General features: G+C 56.6%; 20 protein-coding genes. 7 read left to right on the top strand and 13 right to left on the bottom strand.

Features of this window, described 5'->3' with window-relative positions:
- Positions 1-13: 13 nt before the first annotated feature.
- From J1C54_RS02095 to rpoE, 3 genes are read right to left on the bottom strand one after another with little or no spacing between them, the layout of a single operon-like run.
- A complete protein-coding gene (locus J1C54_RS02095; protein ID WP_229144174.1) occupies positions 14-988 on the bottom strand; it encodes a MucB/RseB C-terminal domain-containing protein in 975 nt (324 codons plus the stop codon).
- A complete protein-coding gene (locus J1C54_RS02090; protein WP_229144173.1) occupies positions 988-1,551 on the bottom strand; it encodes a sigma-E factor negative regulatory protein in 564 nt (187 codons plus the stop codon). Before J1C54_RS02090 ends, J1C54_RS02095 begins: the two co-directional genes overlap by 1 nt.
- A gap of 56 nt (positions 1,552-1,607) precedes the next feature.
- The gene (gene rpoE, locus J1C54_RS02085) at positions 1,608-2,189 is read right to left on the bottom strand and encodes an RNA polymerase sigma factor RpoE (protein ID WP_229144172.1); all 582 of its coding nucleotides are present in this window, start codon (positions 2,187-2,189) and stop codon (positions 1,608-1,610) included.
- Between the two features lie 137 nt (positions 2,190-2,326).
- Here rpoE and nadB point away from each other — a divergent pair, with 137 nt between their 5' ends.
- On the top strand, positions 2,327-3,934 hold the full coding sequence (gene nadB, locus J1C54_RS02080) for an L-aspartate oxidase (RefSeq protein WP_229144171.1): 1,608 nt from the start codon (positions 2,327-2,329) through the stop codon (positions 3,932-3,934).
- Here the strand turns inward: nadB and J1C54_RS02075 are convergent.
- On the bottom strand, positions 3,918-4,307 hold the full coding sequence (locus tag J1C54_RS02075; protein ID WP_229144170.1) for a hypothetical protein: 390 nt from the start codon (positions 4,305-4,307) through the stop codon (positions 3,918-3,920). The genes nadB and J1C54_RS02075 overlap by 17 nt on opposite strands.
- Entirely contained in the window at positions 4,291-4,548 is a 258-nt protein-coding gene (locus J1C54_RS02070) for a succinate dehydrogenase assembly factor 2 (RefSeq protein ID WP_229144169.1), read from the bottom strand. Before J1C54_RS02070 ends, J1C54_RS02075 begins: the two co-directional genes overlap by 17 nt.
- Positions 4,549-4,625: 77 nt before the next feature.
- Here J1C54_RS02070 and J1C54_RS02065 point away from each other — a divergent pair, with 77 nt between their 5' ends.
- Positions 4,626-5,597 carry a folate-binding protein YgfZ gene (locus J1C54_RS02065; protein WP_229144168.1) on the top strand — a complete coding sequence of 324 codons (972 nt, stop codon included), beginning with the start codon at positions 4,626-4,628 and terminating at the stop codon, positions 5,595-5,597.
- 11 nt (positions 5,598-5,608) lie between these two features.
- On the opposite strand, the gene mmsB is transcribed toward J1C54_RS02065, so the two are convergent.
- The 4 genes from mmsB to J1C54_RS02045 all read right to left on the bottom strand — a co-directional run bounded on the left by mmsB (position 5,609) and on the right by J1C54_RS02045 (position 10,384).
- Positions 5,609-6,496 carry a 3-hydroxyisobutyrate dehydrogenase gene (gene mmsB, locus J1C54_RS02060; RefSeq protein WP_229144167.1) on the bottom strand — a complete coding sequence of 296 codons (888 nt, stop codon included), beginning with the start codon at positions 6,494-6,496 and terminating at the stop codon, positions 5,609-5,611.
- Positions 6,493-7,590 carry an enoyl-CoA hydratase/isomerase family protein gene (locus tag J1C54_RS02055; RefSeq protein WP_229144166.1) on the bottom strand — a complete coding sequence of 366 codons (1,098 nt, stop codon included), beginning with the start codon at positions 7,588-7,590 and terminating at the stop codon, positions 6,493-6,495. Before J1C54_RS02055 ends, mmsB begins: the two co-directional genes overlap by 4 nt.
- Positions 7,591-7,678: 88 nt before the next feature.
- On the bottom strand, positions 7,679-8,818 hold the full coding sequence (locus tag J1C54_RS02050; RefSeq protein WP_229144165.1) for an acyl-CoA dehydrogenase family protein: 1,140 nt from the start codon (positions 8,816-8,818) through the stop codon (positions 7,679-7,681).
- 78 nt (positions 8,819-8,896) lie between these two features.
- Entirely contained in the window at positions 8,897-10,384 is a 1,488-nt protein-coding gene (locus J1C54_RS02045; protein WP_229144164.1) for a CoA-acylating methylmalonate-semialdehyde dehydrogenase, read from the bottom strand.
- Between the two features lie 92 nt (positions 10,385-10,476).
- On the opposite strand from J1C54_RS02045, the gene J1C54_RS02040 reads away from it, so the two are divergent.
- Entirely contained in the window at positions 10,477-11,385 is a 909-nt protein-coding gene (locus J1C54_RS02040) for an AraC family transcriptional regulator (protein ID WP_229144163.1), read from the top strand.
- On the opposite strand, the gene J1C54_RS02035 is transcribed toward J1C54_RS02040, so the two are convergent.
- Positions 11,377-12,621 (bottom strand): diguanylate cyclase, encoded by a 1,245-nt coding sequence (locus J1C54_RS02035; protein WP_229144162.1) that lies wholly within the window; start codon positions 12,619-12,621, stop codon positions 11,377-11,379. The two genes, J1C54_RS02040 and J1C54_RS02035, sit on opposite strands and share 9 nt — an antisense overlap.
- Before the next feature lie 156 nt (positions 12,622-12,777).
- Between J1C54_RS02035 and J1C54_RS02030 the strand changes: the two genes are divergently transcribed.
- Entirely contained in the window at positions 12,778-13,554 is a 777-nt protein-coding gene (locus tag J1C54_RS02030) for a TenA family transcriptional regulator (RefSeq protein WP_229144161.1), read from the top strand.
- Between the two features lie 6 nt (positions 13,555-13,560).
- On the opposite strand, the gene pap is transcribed toward J1C54_RS02030, so the two are convergent.
- Together pap and J1C54_RS02020 are read right to left on the bottom strand one after the other, a co-directional pair.
- Positions 13,561-15,042 carry a polyphosphate:AMP phosphotransferase gene (gene pap / locus J1C54_RS02025; protein WP_229144160.1) on the bottom strand — a complete coding sequence of 494 codons (1,482 nt, stop codon included), beginning with the start codon at positions 15,040-15,042 and terminating at the stop codon, positions 13,561-13,563.
- 60 nt (positions 15,043-15,102) lie between these two features.
- Positions 15,103-15,549 (bottom strand): BLUF domain-containing protein, encoded by a 447-nt coding sequence (locus tag J1C54_RS02020; protein ID WP_229144159.1) that lies wholly within the window; start codon positions 15,547-15,549, stop codon positions 15,103-15,105.
- Between the two features lie 153 nt (positions 15,550-15,702).
- Between J1C54_RS02020 and J1C54_RS02015 the strand changes: the two genes are divergently transcribed.
- Positions 15,703-16,026, top strand: coding sequence for a hypothetical protein (locus tag J1C54_RS02015; protein ID WP_229144158.1), 324 nt, complete (start codon positions 15,703-15,705; stop codon positions 16,024-16,026).
- A 111-nt stretch (positions 16,027-16,137) separates the two neighbouring features.
- Here the strand turns inward: J1C54_RS02015 and J1C54_RS02010 are convergent, their stop codons facing one another.
- Entirely contained in the window at positions 16,138-16,458 is a 321-nt protein-coding gene (locus J1C54_RS02010; protein WP_229144157.1) for a hypothetical protein, read from the bottom strand.
- Positions 16,459-16,574: 116 nt separating this feature from the next.
- On the opposite strand from J1C54_RS02010, the gene yegQ reads away from it, so the two are divergent.
- Positions 16,575-17,903, top strand: a complete 1,329-nt coding sequence (yegQ, locus tag J1C54_RS02005) for a tRNA 5-hydroxyuridine modification protein YegQ (protein ID WP_229144156.1) — start codon at positions 16,575-16,577, stop codon at positions 17,901-17,903.
- Between the two features lie 76 nt (positions 17,904-17,979).
- Entirely contained in the window at positions 17,980-18,786 is an 807-nt protein-coding gene (locus tag J1C54_RS02000; RefSeq protein WP_229144155.1) for an SDR family NAD(P)-dependent oxidoreductase, read from the top strand.
- Positions 18,787-18,805: the final 19 nt, after the last annotated feature.

Below are 18,805 nucleotides of genomic sequence, written 5' to 3'. Positions count from 1 at the left end.
TCTGCCCGGCTCTTCAATCACTGTTGGCCTCAAGGGACAAATCCGCCAGAACACGCTCACCGGTCAACTGGGGCACTTCCCCAACCAGAGTCACTAACCAGTCCCCACCGGCAGAGCCGATCACCCGGCTAATCGCTATGGTCGGTCCGATCTTACTGACTCCTTCCGGTTTGCCTTCGCCCGGCTCTTCAACAAACAAGGTAAAGGCAGCCAGCCCATCACTGAAGGTGGCAGCAGCTACAGGCCTGCGCTCACCACCGCTAAGGCGCACATCACGATCCGCCTCCATGAATCCTTCAGGCAGCCAGCCAGTAACAACCTGAACCCTGCCATGGGCAGGCTCACTGGCGTCAAGACTATCCAGAGCACGCTCCTTGAGCGCCGCAGGCACAACAAAATCATCAACCGTCAGGCCCGGCTCAAGATCCAGACTGACAAACTCAATACGCTCAAGCGCTCTGCCAGAAAGGTCCACTAACTCAGATTTAAGCAGCAGATGACTGGCCTGATCTGTCCACAAGCGGTAGCCGTAGCGGAACTGATCCATTGGCAGAAGCTGCATCCGATAAGCCGCTCTACCAGCAACCCGGTCTTCACCGTCTAGCTGCAGCCGGTACTGCACAGGCAGGGAGTTGCTCAGCCGCTCATGCAAGCCAAGCGGCGTTACCGAACTTCGATTTACCAGTCTGGTAATACTTTGATCTGCATGTACACAGACAACGTGCTCGCCACGCCGAATAACTTCAGCAAGGGCTCCTTCAAGCTGTGTCAGGCGCTCGTGTTCACGATCATCAATACGGGCATGCAGCAACTCCAGCGTGGTCACCTCACTGCCATGCATATATAACAGGCGCCCGCGGTACTCCAGCAGCCGGGCCGCATCAGCCATCTGCTTGAGCAGATGCGGTGCCGATATCTCCTCAGCTCTAACCGGGGCCAACTGCACGGCCAGACAAAGTAGCGCTGCCCCCAGAGACCGCAACCACATTATTGCTGTTCCTTCTGCGCTTCCAGACTGATAAAGCGAGCATAAGGCGCCAAACCCTGAGAGCCATGCCGGGCAGCAAAGTCACTGTGGCGAACGATCATGTCGTCGATACGCTGATGTCCGGACACCAGTGCTGCCGGCTGGGCCTGCTCACGCAGTGAGCGTGACACCAACTCCCCTTCGCCAAGCAGCAACGGACGCTGCTGCGACGAAGCCAGAGCCGGCGCCGTATTTGCTGCGTTGCTGTCCCAGTACTGCCAACCGACCACGGTGGCCAAAGCCACTGATGCAGCCACCGCAACTCGGGCTAACGGCAGAGCCCACTGCCTGGGCTGTTTCTCGTCAGCCACGGCGGCCGAGATACGGGCACTAAAGTCCTCCGGAACTGGAGCCACGGCATGGCGCTGCATAACATCGCGGGCCAACTGCCAATGCCCCAGGCGGGTAGCATCATGATCCGTCATGTCGCGCAACAGACGACGCGCCTCCAGCTCATTGACTTCGTTATCAAACAAAGCGGACAGAGCTTCTTCCCGTGGTGCTGTTTGCGATTGCTGTTTCATTTTGCCACCTGTGGGCTGTGGGCTAGGGTTAACTGCATCGTTTACCAGTTCCTGCTTCAGCGCATAACGCTGTCCTGATCCATTATTGGCCGCATGGCCTGTTCGATAGCCTCACGGGCACGAAAAATACGCGACCTGACTGTGCCAACCGGACACTCCATAATTGCCGCAATATCCTCGTAGCTCAGACCATCGAATTCACGCAGTGTCACCGCTGTGCGCAGTTCGTGAGGCAGAGCCTCAATCGCCTTGGCAATAACACCCGCTAACTCCTGCGACATCAGTATCGACTCTGGAGTTCCAGAGTCATGCAAACCGTCTGCACCGATAAACTGTTCTGCCTCATCAGCATCGATATCCGAGCCTGGTGGACGACGACCACGGGCCACCAGATAGTTCTTGGCCGTATTCACGGCAATGCGGTACAGCCAAGTGTAAAACTGGCTATCACCACGAAACCGGGGCAGCGCCCGCCATGCCTTGATAAAGGCCTCCTGAGCGACGTCCTGCACCTCATCCTGATCACGCACATAACGGCTGATCAGGGCAAAAATTCTATGCTGATACTTACGCACCAGCAGATCAAAAGCGCGCTGATCACCTTTACCGGCGCGTTTGACCAGTTCTTCGTCGGTCACCCGGGTCTCCCCCTGCTCACCCCATGCTGGGCTGAGACGCTAAAAATGGCTGCCGGTTCCCCGGCGGATGACGAATTCTAGCAAAGTCCGGCCATGCCTTTGCTAGAATTCGCAGTCAATCGACCCAGAGACGGAATATGGCCACCTACACACATGATGTGCTGATCATCGGCAGCGGCGCCGCCGGACTCACCGTGGCGCTCAACTTGCCGGATACCTGCCGGGTGGCACTGCTATCCAAAGGGCAGCTGACCAGCGCAAGCACCTGGTATGCCCAGGGCGGAATTGCTGCGGTACTGGACGAAACTGACTCGATGGACTATCACATCACCGATACCCATATCGCTGGTGCGGGGCTGTGCCACGACGATGCCGTGCGCAAAACCGTGGAAAATGGTCCTGAAGCTATCCGCTGGCTAATTGAGCAGGGGGTTGATTTCACCCGTTTTGACAGTGGTGATGGCGGCACCCAGGAGTACCACCTGACCCGAGAGGGTGGCCACAGCCATAGACGCATCATCCATGCCGCCGACGCCACGGGCGTAGCCATTTCCAGTGCCCTGATCCGTCAGGTGGAGAAGCGCGCCAATGTGGAGCGCTTTGAGCACCGTGTCGCCGTAGACCTGATCAGCGAGCAGCACAACGGTACTCGCCGCTGCACTGGCGCCTATATTCACCACATCGAAAAAGGCGACACCGACGTCTTTCTGGCTCGATCTGTGGTCCTTGCCACCGGCGGTGCCAGCAAGGTTTATCTGTACACATCGAACCCGGACGTGGCCACTGGCGACGGCATTGCCATGGCCTGGCGAGCAGGCTGCCGGGTAGCCAATATGGAATTTATGCAGTTCCATCCGACCTGCCTTTACCACCCGAAAGCAAAATCCTTTCTGATTACCGAGGCAATTCGCGGCGAAGGCGGTCATCTACTGCTACCGGATGGCGAGCGATTTATGCAGCGCTTTGATGAGCGCGGCGAACTGGCGCCCCGTGATATCGTCGCCCGCGCCATCGATCATGAAATGAAACGGCTTGGTGCCGACTGTTTATATCTGGATATCAGTCACCGTCCTGCGGATTTCATAATCAATCACTTCCCAACTGTCTACGCCAAGTGTCTACAGCTGGGAATCGACATCACCCGCGACCCGATTCCTGTAGTGCCGGCAGCTCATTACACCTGTGGCGGAGTAATGACTGACCTCAATGGGCAAACCGACCTGCCCGGCCTGTATGCCATAGGCGAAACCTCTTTCACAGGCCTGCACGGCGCCAATCGCATGGCCAGCAACTCACTGCTCGAATGTTTTGTCTTTGGCCGCGCCGCCAGCGAGCACATTGCCAGCCAAATCAATGAAGTGCCGCCTCCGGCAGCAGTACCGGAATGGGATGAGTCAAAAGTAACGGAAGCCGATGAAGATGTGGTGATCGCCCATAACTGGGACGAACTGCGCCGGTTTATGTGGGATTACGTGGGCATCGTACGCACTGTGAAGCGCCTGCAGCGAGCAAACCACCGCGTGCAGATGCTTAAAAAGGAAATAGCTGACTTTTACTCCAACTACCAGATCAGCAATGACCTGCTGGAACTGCGCAACCTTGTGGTCATTGCCGAGTTGATCATCCGTTCAGCCATGGAACGCAAAGAATCCCGCGGCCTGCACTACATGCTTGATCATCCGGATGCAGCAGATGAAATTCGCGATACGGTCCTGACCCCGGAAAATATCAGCGACCCATCATGACACGCAGATGGCGAAAGTCAGCGGCCGAAAGTTGATCATGGTACACCGTCAGCCAGACTCGTCCCCCGACACGCGCTGGCAGGCCAAAACTGACCCAATAGCGGTTAGCCATGCCTGGTAATGGCCACCTCGCTTGCAGCTTTTCCCCACCGCGAAGGACGCAGCAAATGATCTGGGTGGAAAACTGCAGTGAGCGCACCCGCCGCTGCTGGCGCCACTCCAACAGGCCAACACACAGTAGTAACAGACTGGCAGCCACCTGCCCGGTCAAACTCAAGCCACTTAATAGCAGCGCCGTAAAAACCAGTAAACCGGCCAGCCCCCAAAGTAGCCAGGGCCAACGGGACGGTGTCAGCTCAATGGGCTGATTCACGAAGAGTAAGGATATGCTCGACATAGTCACGCAGCTGCAGGTCCTGCGGCTGTGATCGGCGGGTAAACCACTCAAATAGCTCCGCATCCTGCTGCGCCAGCAAGTCGGCAAATAGCAGCTGGCGCACCTCGCTCTCCTGATCGAAAAAACGTTCCATGTAGTCGTTCAGCACTAAATCGACCTCCAGCAGGCCACGACGGCACTGCCATTGGTAACGACGTTTCAGATCAGAATCAGGCATATCACTTTCACCACTGACAACCGGGGCGAACATTATCTATCATCAAGCTCACTTTCGGCACTTCGGATTTTATCACTATGTCCTGGCAGCAGTTTCTTGATGACCTAGGCGCGCAACGTAATTCAAATGGCGAAGTCAGCCATTTTTCAGCTGGCTCCGCCGCCTCGTTGATTGTTGGCGACCATCTGGCGGTCATCAGTGTACGTGGCCCGGAAACGGAGAAGTTCCTTCAGGGCCAGCTCACCTGTGAGCTAAGAGAGGTCAGTACCGGGCAGTGGCATCTGGCCATGCACCTGGACCTGAAGGGACGCGGCCAGCACAGTTATATGGTATTACCGGCCACAGATGGGATCGATCTACTGACATCCAGGCGGCGTGTCGACGACGCTCTGACTGCGCTGAAAAAGTACGCCATGTTCAGCAAAGTCACCCTGAGCGTGCAACCCCAAATCCCCCTGCTGCTGGATCAGGCGGCCGCTAAAGATATCCTGCAGGGCATACCTGTGCCGGCTGTGGGCCATTGCAGTCAGGGCAACAGCAGCACGCTGGCCCGAATCAGCGTCAATACCCTGCTACTGCTCACTCCGGAGGATGGGGCTCGCAATCTTTTAAACCACTACACCGTGGCGGAACTGGGCGGCGTGGACGACTGGCTGCGCATTGAAATAGATGCAGGCATTGGCCATATCCTGCCCGGCGGCGAGGCCCTATGGCTGCCACAAGCATTGAATTACGACCTGCTCGACGGGGTTAACTTCAAAAAGGGCTGCTACCTTGGTCAGGAGGTGGTAGCGCGGATGCACTTCAAGGGCAAGATGAAACAGCGTATGCAACACCTGCGCTGGCAAGCTGGTGTCACAGCTGCCGCCGGCAGCGTGCTACGTGGCGCAGAGGGACAATCCGTTGGCGAACTGGTCAGTGCCGTCAGTGGCACACAACACACCGATGCGCTGGTGGTACTGCGTCTCGATCATCAGGGCGCGCTGCTACTGAATGACCAGCCGCTGGATTGGCAGACCATCGACCTGCCCTACCCGCTACCATCCTGAGCGACAGCCAGTCAGCTATCGCGGGCAAACATTTGCTGGATACTGGAGAAGTCCAACTGGCCACTTCCCTCGCTGGCATGCAGTGCATAAAGACTTTTTGCCAGCGCACCTAATGGGGTATTGGTGCCACTATCCATGGCTGCCTCAACTGCCAAACCGAGATCCTTGTTCATCAGGTTGACCGCAAAACCGCCAGCATAGCCACGCGATGCAGGGGCATTTTCCATCACCCCCGGCCACGGGTTATATAGCTCCAATGACCAGTTACGGCCAGAGCTTGCCAGCATGATTTCCGATAGCACTTTCGGATCCAGACCGTGATCTGCACCCAGCTGTAACGCCTCGCAGGTACCAATCATGTGAATGGCCAGCAACATGTTGTTGCATAGCTTTGCGGTCTGACCGGCACCGTGATCACCAGCGCGAAAGACCTTTTTGCCCATCTGCAGCAGCACAGGCTCAGCCTGTGCAACTTGCTCCTCACTGCCGCCGCAGATAAAGGTCAGAGTACCTGCCGCTGCACCGGCAACCCCACCGGATACCGGCGCGTCAATCATGGAAATACCGGCCTGCTGCGCCTGCCGGGAAACGTGTTTTGCGGTTGCCGCATCAATGGTGGAGCAATCGATAACCAGAGCCGATGACGCAATGTGCCGGAGGATGCCCTGCTCACCAAGATAGAGTGATGACACCGCTTTTCCGGAAGGTAACATGCTAATCACCACGTCCGCGTCGATCACCGCGTCTGCCGGCTGCTGCACGGCGATGGCGCCCTGAGCCGCCAGCCCATCCACCAGTGCGGACTGCAAGTCAAATACGGTCAGCTCATGGCCAGCCTTGAGCAGATTCGTCGCCATTGGCCCACCCATGTGACCCAAACCAAAGAATGCAATTTTCATAAAGCCTCCAAAGGATGCGGTACCACCGGACTGACGAAAAACTCGTTCAGCAGCTGCTCAGGGAAATCCTCCACTTTGCTATAACGGAACGCTGGGCTGCCGTCCTTGTCGATCAGTAGTGCCCGTACGCCTTCGCGAAAATCGTCATGCAGGGCGCATTGCACTGACATGCTCCACTCCATGCGAAATGCCTCTGCCAGCGACATCTGTCGCACCCGGCGTTGCGACTCCCACACCAGCCAGGCGGTCTGCACACAACCTTTTGCCAGTGTCGCTGCGGCCTTCTGCAGCAGCGGGTCATCTGCTTGATAACCTGTAATCTGACTATGCAGCTGAGCCAAAGAGTCTGCGTCACACAAGTTATTGATCTGATCGAAATGATCACGCAGTGCACTGCCTGGCAAGGTATCAGCAGCCATTTGCTGTCGACGAAGTACCGAAGAAACTGCGGCATGACCGAGCTGCGCACAATTACACAGCTCAGCAATAACAGCCTTCTTCTGCTGGTGACTGATGGCGCGATCAGCAAGACCAACGAACAGGGCGTCGGCCGCATTGATATTGGCACCGGTCAGGCCAAGGAATAGACCAAGTCGACCGGGCATTCGACTCAAAAACCAGCTACCGCCCACATCAGGATGCAGGCCGATAGTGATCTCCGGCATGGCAATACGGCTTTTTTCCGTAACCACGCGATGTGAGCAGCCGGACATCAGCCCCAAACCGCCCCCCATGACAATACCGTGGCCCCAGCAAATAACCGGCTTGGCAAAAGTGTGAAGCAGATAATCGAGGCGGTATTCACGGGCGAAGAAATCCTCCGCATACTGGTTGCGCTGCCCTTTAGGAGTGTCAACCATGCTTTGGTACAGACGAACGATATCGCCGCCGGCACAGAAAGCCTTTTCACCTTCAGCATCCAGCCAAACAGCAGCGATGGTGTCATCCTGTTGCCATTCGGTTAGCTGGGCATAAAGCAAGTCGATCATTTCCAGCGACAGGGAATTCAGCGCCTTTGGCACGTTCAAGGTAGCGAAGCCAATCTTCTTACCAGACTGTGTTGATTCTGTGCGGAACAGGACGGGTTGATGCATGGTGCGTTTTTCTCCTGTCAGGGTGGCGTTTGGTGACATCCCCTGATTGGGGCGTGGTTATCCGCTACAACATTTACAGTTTTCTGTTTTAGACCTGCAAAAGCTTTCGGGCAATAATCACGCGCATGATTTCATTAGTGCCTTCCAGAATCTGGTGTACTCGAGCATCACGCAGGTATCGCTCTAAGGGATACTCGCGAATATAGCCGTACCCGCCATGCAGCTGCAGCGCTTCGTTGCAGATATTGAAACAAAGATCAGTGGCCAATCGTTTTGCCATGGCGCACATCATGGTGCGATCTTCATCCTGACGATCCAGCTTCCAGGCCGCAAGGCGAACCATCTGCTGAGCAGCCGTAAGCTCCGTGGCCATATCCGCGAGGCGAAACTGAACGGTCTGAAACTCGGACAATGCCTGACCAAACTGACGGCGCTCCTGAGCATAACCGAGGGCCTGATCCAGTGCCGCGCGAGCCGTGCCCAGTGAGCAGCTGGCGATATTGATACGGCCACCATCCAACCCTGCCATGGCAATACGAAAACCTTCGCCTTCCCTGCCAAGCAGGTAATGCGCCGGTATGCGCACATTATCAAGCACCACCTGCCGGGTGGGCTGCGACTTCCAGCCCATCTTGTCCTCATTGCGACCATAGCTCACTCCGGGCGCATTGGCGGGCACCAGAAAGCAGGAAATCCCCTTGGCACCCTCTCCGCCAGTACGAGCCATCAGCACCAGCGCATCAGTACTGCCGGCCCCGGAGATAAACGCCTTGCTGCCATTCAACAGGTAATCGTCTCCATCACGACGGGCCTCGGTTTTCAACGATGCCGCATCGGAACCAGCATTGGGCTCGGTCAGACAGTAGGAAGCCAGCTTCTCCCCACTGGTGAGTGCGGCTGCCCATTCGCCGCGCACAGCATCGTTGCCGTAGCGACACAGCATCCACGTGGCCATGTTATGGATGGTGATATAGGCGGTGGTGGAGGTGCAGCCTTGCGAGAGGACTTCGAAGATCAGTGCTGCATCAAGCCGCGACAAGCCCATGCCACCATGTTCTTCCGGGCAGTACAGGCTCATAAAGCCCAGTTCGCCAGCGGCCTGCAGCGTGTCCACCGGGAAATGGCTATTTGCGTCCCATTCGGCGGCAAACGGTGCCAGCTCCTTTTCCATGAACTGACGTGCGGTGTCGCAGTAGGCGTGCTGTTCTTCCGTCAGTGAAAAATCCATGGTTTACCTCAAAGTTGAATTCTTCTGTTCAGGATGGCCTGTCAGTGAAATTCTCTGCCACACCAAATACACACCAGACTATTTCAAAGAAATAGTCATATTCGTCTCAACAATCTCATCCTCCGGCCAGCGGGAAGTCACCGTCTTGGTCTCGGTATAAAACCGCACGCCCTGTTTGCCATACGCATGCAGGTCACCGTAGAACGATCCTTTCCAGCCAGTAAATGAGAAGAACGGCAACGGCACCGGAATCGGAATATTGATACCGACCTGCCCCACTTCTACTTCATGCTGATACTTGCGTGCCGCCGCACCGCTCCTGGTGAAAATCGAGGTGCCATTACCATATGGATTGGCGTTCACCAGCTGTAACGCCTCATCCAGCGACTCAACCTCAACACAGCACAGCACCGGACCAAAAATTTCCTCTTTATAGATAGTCATCTCCGCCGTCACGCCGCGAAACAGCGTCGGCCCGACCCAATTGCCATCCGGATAACCCGGCACCATGCAATCACTGCCATCAAGCAGACACTCGGCCTCCTGCTTGCCAGCTTCAATCAGCTTCAGAACCCGCGCCTTGGCCTGCGGACTGATCAGCGGGCCATAGGCCGCGGCCGCATTGCTGTGATGACCCGGCACTACCTTCGCCAGCTCATCACGCAACGCCGGAATCATTTCACGGGCGTTACCGACAAATACCGCCACGCTAATCGCCATGCAACGCTGACCGGCAGCGCCAACACTGGCGCCCACCAGCTGACTGACCACCTGCTGCGGATTGGCATCGGGCATGATCACCATATGATTCTTGGCGCCAGCAAAACATTGGGCACGCTTCATATGATCGGTGGCAGTACGATAAATATGTTGGCCCACTGGCACCGATCCTACGAACGACACCGCCTTTACGTCCGGATGGGTGATCAGTTGATCGACCTGCTCCTTGCGGCCATGAACAATCTGCAGGATGTCCTTGGGGGCTCCGGCCTCAAGCAGTAGCTCACCAAGACGTACGGCGGTCATAGGGTCTTGCTCGGACGGCTTGAGAATAAAGGCATTTCCGCACGCCAGTGCCATCGGGAACATCCATAACGGAATCATCGCCGGGAAGTTAAATGGAGTAATGCCGACACACACGCCTAGTGGTTGCACCCATGAGTGCGTGTCTACACCGCGGGCCACGTTCTCGACAGTCTCACCCATCATCAACGCGGCAACATTGGCGGCCTGCTCGGCCACTTCGATACCGCGCCAAACATCGCCCTTGGCGTCCGCAATGGTCTTGCCGGTCTCCTGTGCCACCAGCGCACCAAGCTCGTCATGGTGCTGCTTGAGCAAATGCTGATAACGCAGCATCAGTCGAGCTCGCTCCGGAACAGGCACCTCGCGCCAGGCCTGAAACGCCTGCTTGGCTGACGCCACCGCCTGGTTGATTTCATCGGCGCTGGCCGACGCCACTTCCCAGAGAGGCTGATTACTGGTCGGATCGGTGACGGGAAATGGCGCACTGCCGGCGTCATGACGCCATGCGCCGTTAATCAGATGAGGGACACGGGTAGCCATGTTATTGCTCCGGATTAGAGGACTTGCCACTTTGTACCACAGTGGCGCCCCGGGATAAGATAGCCTCAATTGCACTTGATGGACTTTATTGCATGAACCGGACTTCAGACTGGCCACTGCGGGAAAGCGCTGAGCGAGTCCTGCTACCACAGCCGCCAGTGCAGGAGATGGGCCTAAACCCCCTTACTTCAGGGTGCTACCCGCTGGCCTTTGGTTACTATCCGCGGGCCGCCGGCCACCATATGGCACGACCGGACCCACAGGACTATCTGGTGATTTATTGCGTGGAGGGCTGTGCCACTCTGGAATACTTCAAGGCCGCCCCGGAGGCCGACAGTCAGCGCATTCAGGTGCAGCGCGGCGATCTGGTGTTGCTACCACCAGGCGCCGCTCACCGCTATCGAGCCGACAGCCAGCACCCCTGGAGTCTGTACTGGATGCATCTGGATGGACATCAGCTGGCCAGCCTGTTCCATCTGCTTGATCCGCATCATCACCGATGCCTGAAGCTCGGCCTGCATGAACACCTGATCAGTGATTTCCGCGCGCTACTTAGCGTGGTGGCCTCCGGCTACCAAAGCGCCAGCTTGCTGCACGCCACCAGCTTGTGCCGCAGTATTCTTACCTATGCCGTGATGCTCGCTGGTCGCGTGCAAAAGTCATCCGCAAGCCTTGATATCGAAGCACTGCATCACATGATGCAGCAGCACCTTGATCAGCGTCTGACGGTGGCACAACTGGCCGCCGCCGCTGGAGAAAGCTCTCGCTGGCAATTCATCCGCCGCTATCGAGCCGCTACCGGACAGACACCCATGCAAGCTTTTCTGCACCGCAAAATTGCTCGAGCGTGCTATTTGCTGGAGGTGAGTAATGCACCGGTGGCGGAAATAGCCCGACAATTCGGCTTCGAGGATCCCTATTATTTTTCTCGGCTATTCAAAAAAATTACCGGCACTAGTCCAGCGCACTATCGCCAGCAGGGGGGCAAACCATCAAGTTAACCGGCTGTTCTGGCCAACCATGGATAAAGGCGGCGCCTGAGCAACAACCCTATCGCGGCCTTGCTGCTTGGCCTGATACAGAGCCTCATCCGCCTGATGAAGTAAAGCGTCAACACCGATACTCTCCGCCGGCACAACCGCAGCAACACCAATGCTCACAGATATACAGTTTTTCTCATCTGGCATTGGCACGGCAAGCTCGCGCACTGCCTCCAATACTCGTTGGGCGATGTGCTGTGCTGCTTGCAGATCCGCCCCGCCAAGCACTAGCAAGAACTCCTCACCACCATAGCGCACGGCAAGATCATCAGGACGGCCCGCAAAGTCCGACAGCACGGCAGAAATCTTGCGCAGGCATTGGTCCCCGGCAAGATGGCCAAAATGATCGTTATAGGGTTTGAAATGATCTACGTCGATCATCAACGCAGCCACACAGAATTGTTCACGGCGAGCGCGCCGCCACAGCACATCCATTACCTCATCCATATGCCGCCGGTTGGATAGCCCGGTAAGAGGGTCCGTACGCGAAAGGTGCGCAACCTGCCGGGCATATTGCTCGGTGCGCTGCCCAGTCAGAGTGAGCAAACGGGCCTGCAGATAAGCGCGCCGATGGCCGTGCTCTATCAAATAGCAAATCAGCATGCCCATCAGACTGCTACCCGTGTAGGTGCGATGCGCCACGTCCCAGTCCACCGCCCCGCCCATCATGTGCGCAATCACGATACCCAGAGCGCCGCCACTCCACCCGGCAAGGGTGGCAGTACGCAAATTCAAACCAACAATGCTGTAAATAATCACCACCGCATACATAATCGCCGCATGGGTCAGCTGATTGGCCACCTGATTATGGGTAAAGCCGGTAATGGCCACCGAAAACGCCACTGCCAGCATGCTGCCGAGGCCGGCATACAGTGAAAACCAGCGATCCATCGCAGGAACCCGTGACAGCACACTGGCAACAACAATAATCACGCCCACCCAGCTGTACCAACTGACCCAGGCAAAGCGCTCGCTCTCCGGCATCAATGCATAGATGCCGGAACTGAGCAGCAGATAGAGAAACAGAATAAACAGGGAGCGATAACGAAACGCTCGCGCTGCCTCGTTGCGATAATCCTCGCGGTAGCGCCGCTCCAGATCTGCCGGAAACGAAAGCCACAGAAATCCCCGGCCAAGTGCTTTCTCAGCCTCTTCTATCCTTGCGCTGTACTCGCAGTCATCGCCCTGCGGGCTCATTGCCCCTCTCCCTGAAGCAGCACTAATGGCAATATCAGATTGGCACCATAGTCTAAGTAAATATCCGTAGATTCATGTCTACAACATCACGCTACTATGTGCCAATAAATTTTTTATGCATTTACACGAATGTGCCGGAACCAACCGGGGATAGCCATGAAAAAACAACAACAAGATTACGACACTCTGACCCTGACTGAACACCCACCATGGGCTCAGACCTTCTGGAACTCACTGGAGCCTATCAAGGCAAAAGTGGCCGACCACGCATTTTTCAATGAAATGGCCGCCGGCACCCTCAATGTAGACTGCTTCCGCCATGCATTGTTGAATTTCTATCCGCTGGTTGCCAACTTCCCCCATTACATGGGCCTGACTCTGTCACGCACCACGGATATACGCGCTCCGGGCATGCTTGCTGCTCGCGACTGGTTAATTGGCAATATCCGCATCGAGCAACGCCACCTGTTCTGGTATCGAGATTGGGCCAAGGGGTTCGGCATCAGCGATGAACAGCTGGACAATGTGCAACCACCCGCTGCCATGGATGCCGTTAATCATTATCTTTGGAATATGAACGGCAAAGGCTCGGTAGCAGAAGCCATTGCTGCCACTAATCTGGCCATTGAGTGGGCCACCGGCGAGTGGAGCCGCAAAGTCGTCAGCGGCATGCGTGAGTACGCTAAAACCGGACAAGCGGTGATTGATCGTCGCACCATGGCATGGCTAAGAGCCCACGCTCACTATGATGACCATCATCCCCATGAAGCCATGGAGCTGATCAAGATGCTGTGTACCGATGACGCCTCGCGAGAAGCTGCTCGGCTCGCTGCTCAGCGTGGCATGGAATATTACCTGATGGCGCTGGATGACTGCTTTAGCCTGCATCAACCCGTCAAAATCAAGCCTGCAGCGAGACAGGAAATAGCCTGACCGCGCCTACAGACTTTCTTCCAGCTTTTCGCACAAGGTGCGCAGCACCTTGATGCGAGCATGGCGCTTGTCGTTTGCTTCCACCAATGTCCATGGCGCGTACTCTGTGCTGGTTCGGTCAACCATGTCGCATACGGCGCGCTCATAATCCGGCCAGCGCGCACGATTACGCCAGTCATCCTCGGTAATTTTGAAGCGCTTGTAGCCAGTCTCCTCACGGGCCTGAAACCGGCTCAATTGTTCTTCCGGGGTAATCGCCAGCCAGAACTTGGCAAAAATAATACCGTGATCGGTCAACTGCTCTTCAAACTCATTGATTTCTGTATAAGCGCGCATCCAGTCATGCTCCGAACACAACTCCTCAACCCGCTCCACCAACACACGCCCATACCAACTGCGGTCAAACAGCGTAAAGCGACCCCTCCTGGGAAGGTGACGCCAGAAACGCCATAGATAGGGCTGGGCGCGCTCCTCTTCCGACGGCGCCGCAACTGGAATGACCCGATAGAAACGAGCATCAAGAGAGCGAGTTATACGGCGAATTGCTCCGCCCTTACCAGCCGCGTCGTTACCCTCAAACACACAAATACAGCTACGCTCCCGGAATCGCTTGTCACGGCTCAGCAAATTCAGTTCACGCTGCCAATGGGCCAGCTCATCACTGTAATGCTTCTTCGACAACGACAAGGAGTAGTCCAGCTGGTTAAGAACGTTGCGCTGATCCAGCTCCTCTTGATCCAGCAACGGAGCGGGCGCGGGAGGAGATGCAGTACTGCCCTTATCAAGCTTGCCGCGCATAGTGCTAAGCAATAGCTCGCCAGCAGTAAGGCTGCGATATCGATCATCTGAGCCATCGATAACTACCCAAGGCGCGTCACCACTACTGGTCTCCCGTAACACCTGCTCACTGACTGCGGAAAACCGGTCATAGTGCTTGATAAACTTGCGCTCGGTGGGGGTCACCCGCCAGGCGGTCGCCGGATCATCTGCCAGTTTTGCAAAACGCTTTTTCTGCTGCTTTTTAGTGAGGTGAAACCAGAGTTTTACTAACAGGACGTTTTCCTGTGCCAGCATTCGCTCGAAGTGGCGGATTCGCTTGACCTGTTGATCCAGCTCCGCAGCAGAACTATCGCCCAGCACCCTGTCGACAATTGGCTGGGTGTACCAGGAACCAAACAGGATGCCGATCTTGCCGCGCGCGGGCAGGGACATCCAGTAACGCCACATGTAGGGGTGTTGGCGCTCCTCTTCACTCAACGGGCCAAAGGCCTCCGTGCGAATATGGCGAGGATCCATCCACTCATTGAGCGCATTTACCACCTCGCCCTTGCCTGCGCCTTCAACCCCGCCAATCAACACCACTACCGCCGTATGGCCACTCTCCAGAAGATCAAACTGAGCCCCCAGAAGTGCCTGACGCAGTTCCGGTAAACGCTTCTTCCAAGTCTCCTTACCGACCCGGTGCCCTAGCTCCGCGGATTCGAACATTGTGCCAGCTCCTTATGGTCTGGCTTCAGTCTGCCCCCATCCTGCGGTGCTGAACAGTCCTCAAAAAGTTATCCGGCCACCCGGCAAAACGGTATCGCGGAAGCCAGCGATCAGATCAAGGGCATCACTGGTGACTTCACCGCCATCCCCCAAACGCTGATCATGGCCGGATTTAAGCAGTTCACTAAAGCCGTCCAGGGCCACCGCCTCCCGCTGTGATACCTGATTGAACGCCATGGACCAATCCGGCAAATCACGGCTTTCCACCTCCTGCTCGAGTAGCACCATTACGCCGTAGTGGCGTTTGTCCTTAGCCACTCGCTCCATGACTGCCTCCACCTTGTCGCGTTCTCCCTCCAGCATCTGGAAAAACGTACCACCGTGATAACAGAGCATGCCGGTGACACCATCGAGGCTATTGTTCTTGCGGGACACGGCCAGAATCCTTTCCAGCTCATCACGGTCATACTCCCTGGTTGCGGTAGACACGTAGACGATCTGATACATCTCTCTGACTCCCAAAATTGATATCACATTGTTTACCGGCAGCCGTGACACCCCGGTGAAGTCTATTCACACAAGTAACTGGCCTGACCCTGGCTGAATAACTCACGCATATGATGTAGGCTGTGCCACTCGCAACTGACTTGGAGAACTGTTATGCGCTTGATTGCCATCCCCACCGTACTACTGCTTACCCTTGGTGTTGTTGGTTGCAGCGACTCTGCAGACAAGGAAGCGTCGGTTACCGAAAAAGCAGAACAGATTGCCGAAGACGTAGGCACCGCCACCGAGCAAGCTTATGAAGATGCGGTAGACAGCTCCGAAGAGGCCATGGAAGAAGCCTCCAACGCCGCTGACGAATTGGCAGATGCCACGGAAGAGGCAGCGGATGACGCAGCCGAAGCAGCCAAGAAAGCCGCTATCGAGCTGGAAGAAGCTGCGGTAGAAGCCGCCGAAAAAGCCGGCGAGTTGGTTCACTAATAGTCAAGATGTGCCGGGTTTTTCCTACGGACTGACCCGGCACACACTTTGGCGCAATCTTTTGACAATGCCTTTTGGCACCTTCCTTTGGTACTACCCGCGCAACTGACACTACCTGAGCAACGCCACTAGCAGCGCCGCTAGGCCCATGGCAAAGGACGCGGCACTGAAAAGATGGGCGCGCCTTAAACCGCGCAGGTTATTCTCCCCGGCCAGCTCAATCACCTCTAACGCCTTCTGCATCTGATCCGCCAGCACCTTGACCGACTCCGCATTGTGACCAGCCGCCTGCTGCAGCTCGGCTATCTGCTGGGCCATCAACTCAATGGACTTGTCGCCCTCACGGCGCTGGGTAAAGGCAGGAATCGCCGCCGTTGCCACGGTAGCCACATAGGGCAGAATTACTTTCAGAGCGGGTAACCAGACCGGCATAAACACCTCGATAGCAGCATCAGACCGTCAGTGTAGCGGGAAACCCCGGTGCCCGCCCGACTGGCCATCGCCGCCGCCACGGGGGATAATTCACGCATCCCAACCAAGAGCCCAACATGATCCCGGAACTGCTTTCCCCCGCCGGCACCCTGACCCATCTGCGCTACGCCTTTGCCTATGGCGCCGACGCCGTATATGCGGGCCAGCCACGTTACTCCCTGCGGGTGCGCAACAATAGTTTCCGAGATGTGGCCGCACTTGCCGAAGGCATCGACGAAGCTCGCCGGCAGGGCAAGAAGTTCTATCTGGCCTCCAATATCGCCGCCCACAACGACAAGGTACGCAGCTATCTGCGCGATCTCGAACCGGTAATCGAGCTGCAACCGGACGCTCTGATTATGTCCGACCCGGGCCTGATCATGCTGGTGCGCGAACGCTGGCCGGATCAGGAAGTGCATCTTTCGGTGCAGGCAAACGCAGTGAACTGGGCAGCGGTGGAGTTCTGGCGCCGCCAGGGTATTCGTCGGGTAATTCTGTCGCGGGAATTATCACTGGAAGAGATCGCTGAAATCCGTCGGCAAGTACCGGACGTCGAGCTGGAAGTGTTTGTTCATGGCGCCCTGTGCATGGCCTACTCCGGCCGCTGTCTGCTGTCCGGTTATATGAATCACCGCGACGCCAATCAGGGCGCCTGCACCAACGCCTGTCGCTGGGATTACAAGACTGTGGAGCATGGCACGGATGCGGCGGGTAAAATGGTGCCGCTGAAACAGCCCATCGCGGTAACCAACGAACCGCTGGTGCAGCAGTACGACCCGTTTGCCGTGCGCGAACTGCTGCTGCAGGATCCCAAACAACCGGATGAATTCGTTCCCGTTTACGAAGATGAACACGGCACCTACATCATGAACTCCCGTGATCTGCGCGCCGTGCAGCATGTCGGCGAGCTAATCAACATGGGCGTGCATTCGCTGAAGATTGAAGGCCGTACCAAGAGCCCCTACTACGCGGCCCGCACCGCTCAGGTATATCGCCGCGCCATTGACGATGCATTGGCCGGCAAACCCTTTGACATGCAACTGATGGACGAACTGGAGGCCATGTCCAGCCGTGGCTTCACTGAAGGTTTTTACCGTCGTCATCCGCCCCAGGAATATCAGCAGTACGAACAGGGCACCTCACAACTGGGCAGCGAGCAACTGGTGGGCGATATTATCGATGCCGACGACCACTGGCTGACCATTGATGTGAAAAACCGCTTTCGCCGCGGCGACCATCTCTGCCTGATGTCCCCCAAGGGCAATATATCCCTGACCCTGGAGGCACTGGAAAACCGTCATGGTGAAGCCATGGATACCGCGCCGGGCAGTGGTCATGTGGTGCGCATTCCGCGCCCCGCAGATTTGACCGACACGGCCTATTGCATGATTACCCGGCAACTGTAAAAACAGGATTATGAGCAACCCACAATCCCGGCGCAGACCCCGGCAGTATTAAGCCAGCGACAGGCAGAGGATCACAATGAAACTGAATAACCAGACCATTGTTTTGACCGGCGCCTCCAGTGGCATTGGCGCCGAAGCGGCGAAAATCATGGCACGCCGTGGCGCCACCGTGTGTCTGGTAGCGCGCCGCGAGGAACAACTGCGCGAAGTGCAGCAAGCCATCGAAATGAACGGCGGCCGCGCTTTTATCTATCCCTGTGATCTTAGCGATAACGATGCCATTGAGGCCTGTGCCGCTCGCATTCTGGCTGAGCAGCCGCGCATTGATGCGCTGGTCAATAACGCCGCTCATTCCATTCGTCGCCCGATTGAGCAGTCTCTGGATCGCCTGCACGATTACCAGCGCACTGTGCAGCTTAATTACATCGGCGCGGTGGCCATAACCTTGAAACTACTTCCCCGCTTTCTGGAGCAGGGAATCGGCCATGTGGTGAACATTTCCAGCCTCTCCACCCAAGTGCCTATCCCGCTGTTTTCCGCCTATCTGGCCAGCAAGAGCGCACTGGAATCCTTCACCCGCTCGCTACAGGCAGAGATGGGCCATCAGGGTATCAGCACCACCGTGGTGTACTTCCCCATGGTGCGCACGCCCATGTCATCGCGCACGGACATCTACAAATACATGCCGATGATGCACGTTAAAAAAGCGGCAGGCTGGATTGTCGAAGCCTGCGAAAAACGCCCGGCCCGTATCGCCCGGCCGCTGGGCACACTGGGCAGCGTCCTGCTAGCAGCCGTTCCCGGCCCTGCTACTCGACTGCCACAGCCGCTATTTCGTGGCATGGATAGACTGTTGGCCAGCCAGCTGAAGAAAAAGGGGTGACTGCGCCCCCCCACAATTC

This window comes from Alcanivorax sp. 1008 (genome assembly GCF_020667895.1).
Lineage (GTDB): Bacteria > Pseudomonadota > Gammaproteobacteria > Pseudomonadales > Alcanivoracaceae > PGZG01.
The sequence above is the reverse complement of the archived record's forward strand: the minus strand, read 5'-3'. Positions and strand labels throughout refer to the sequence as shown.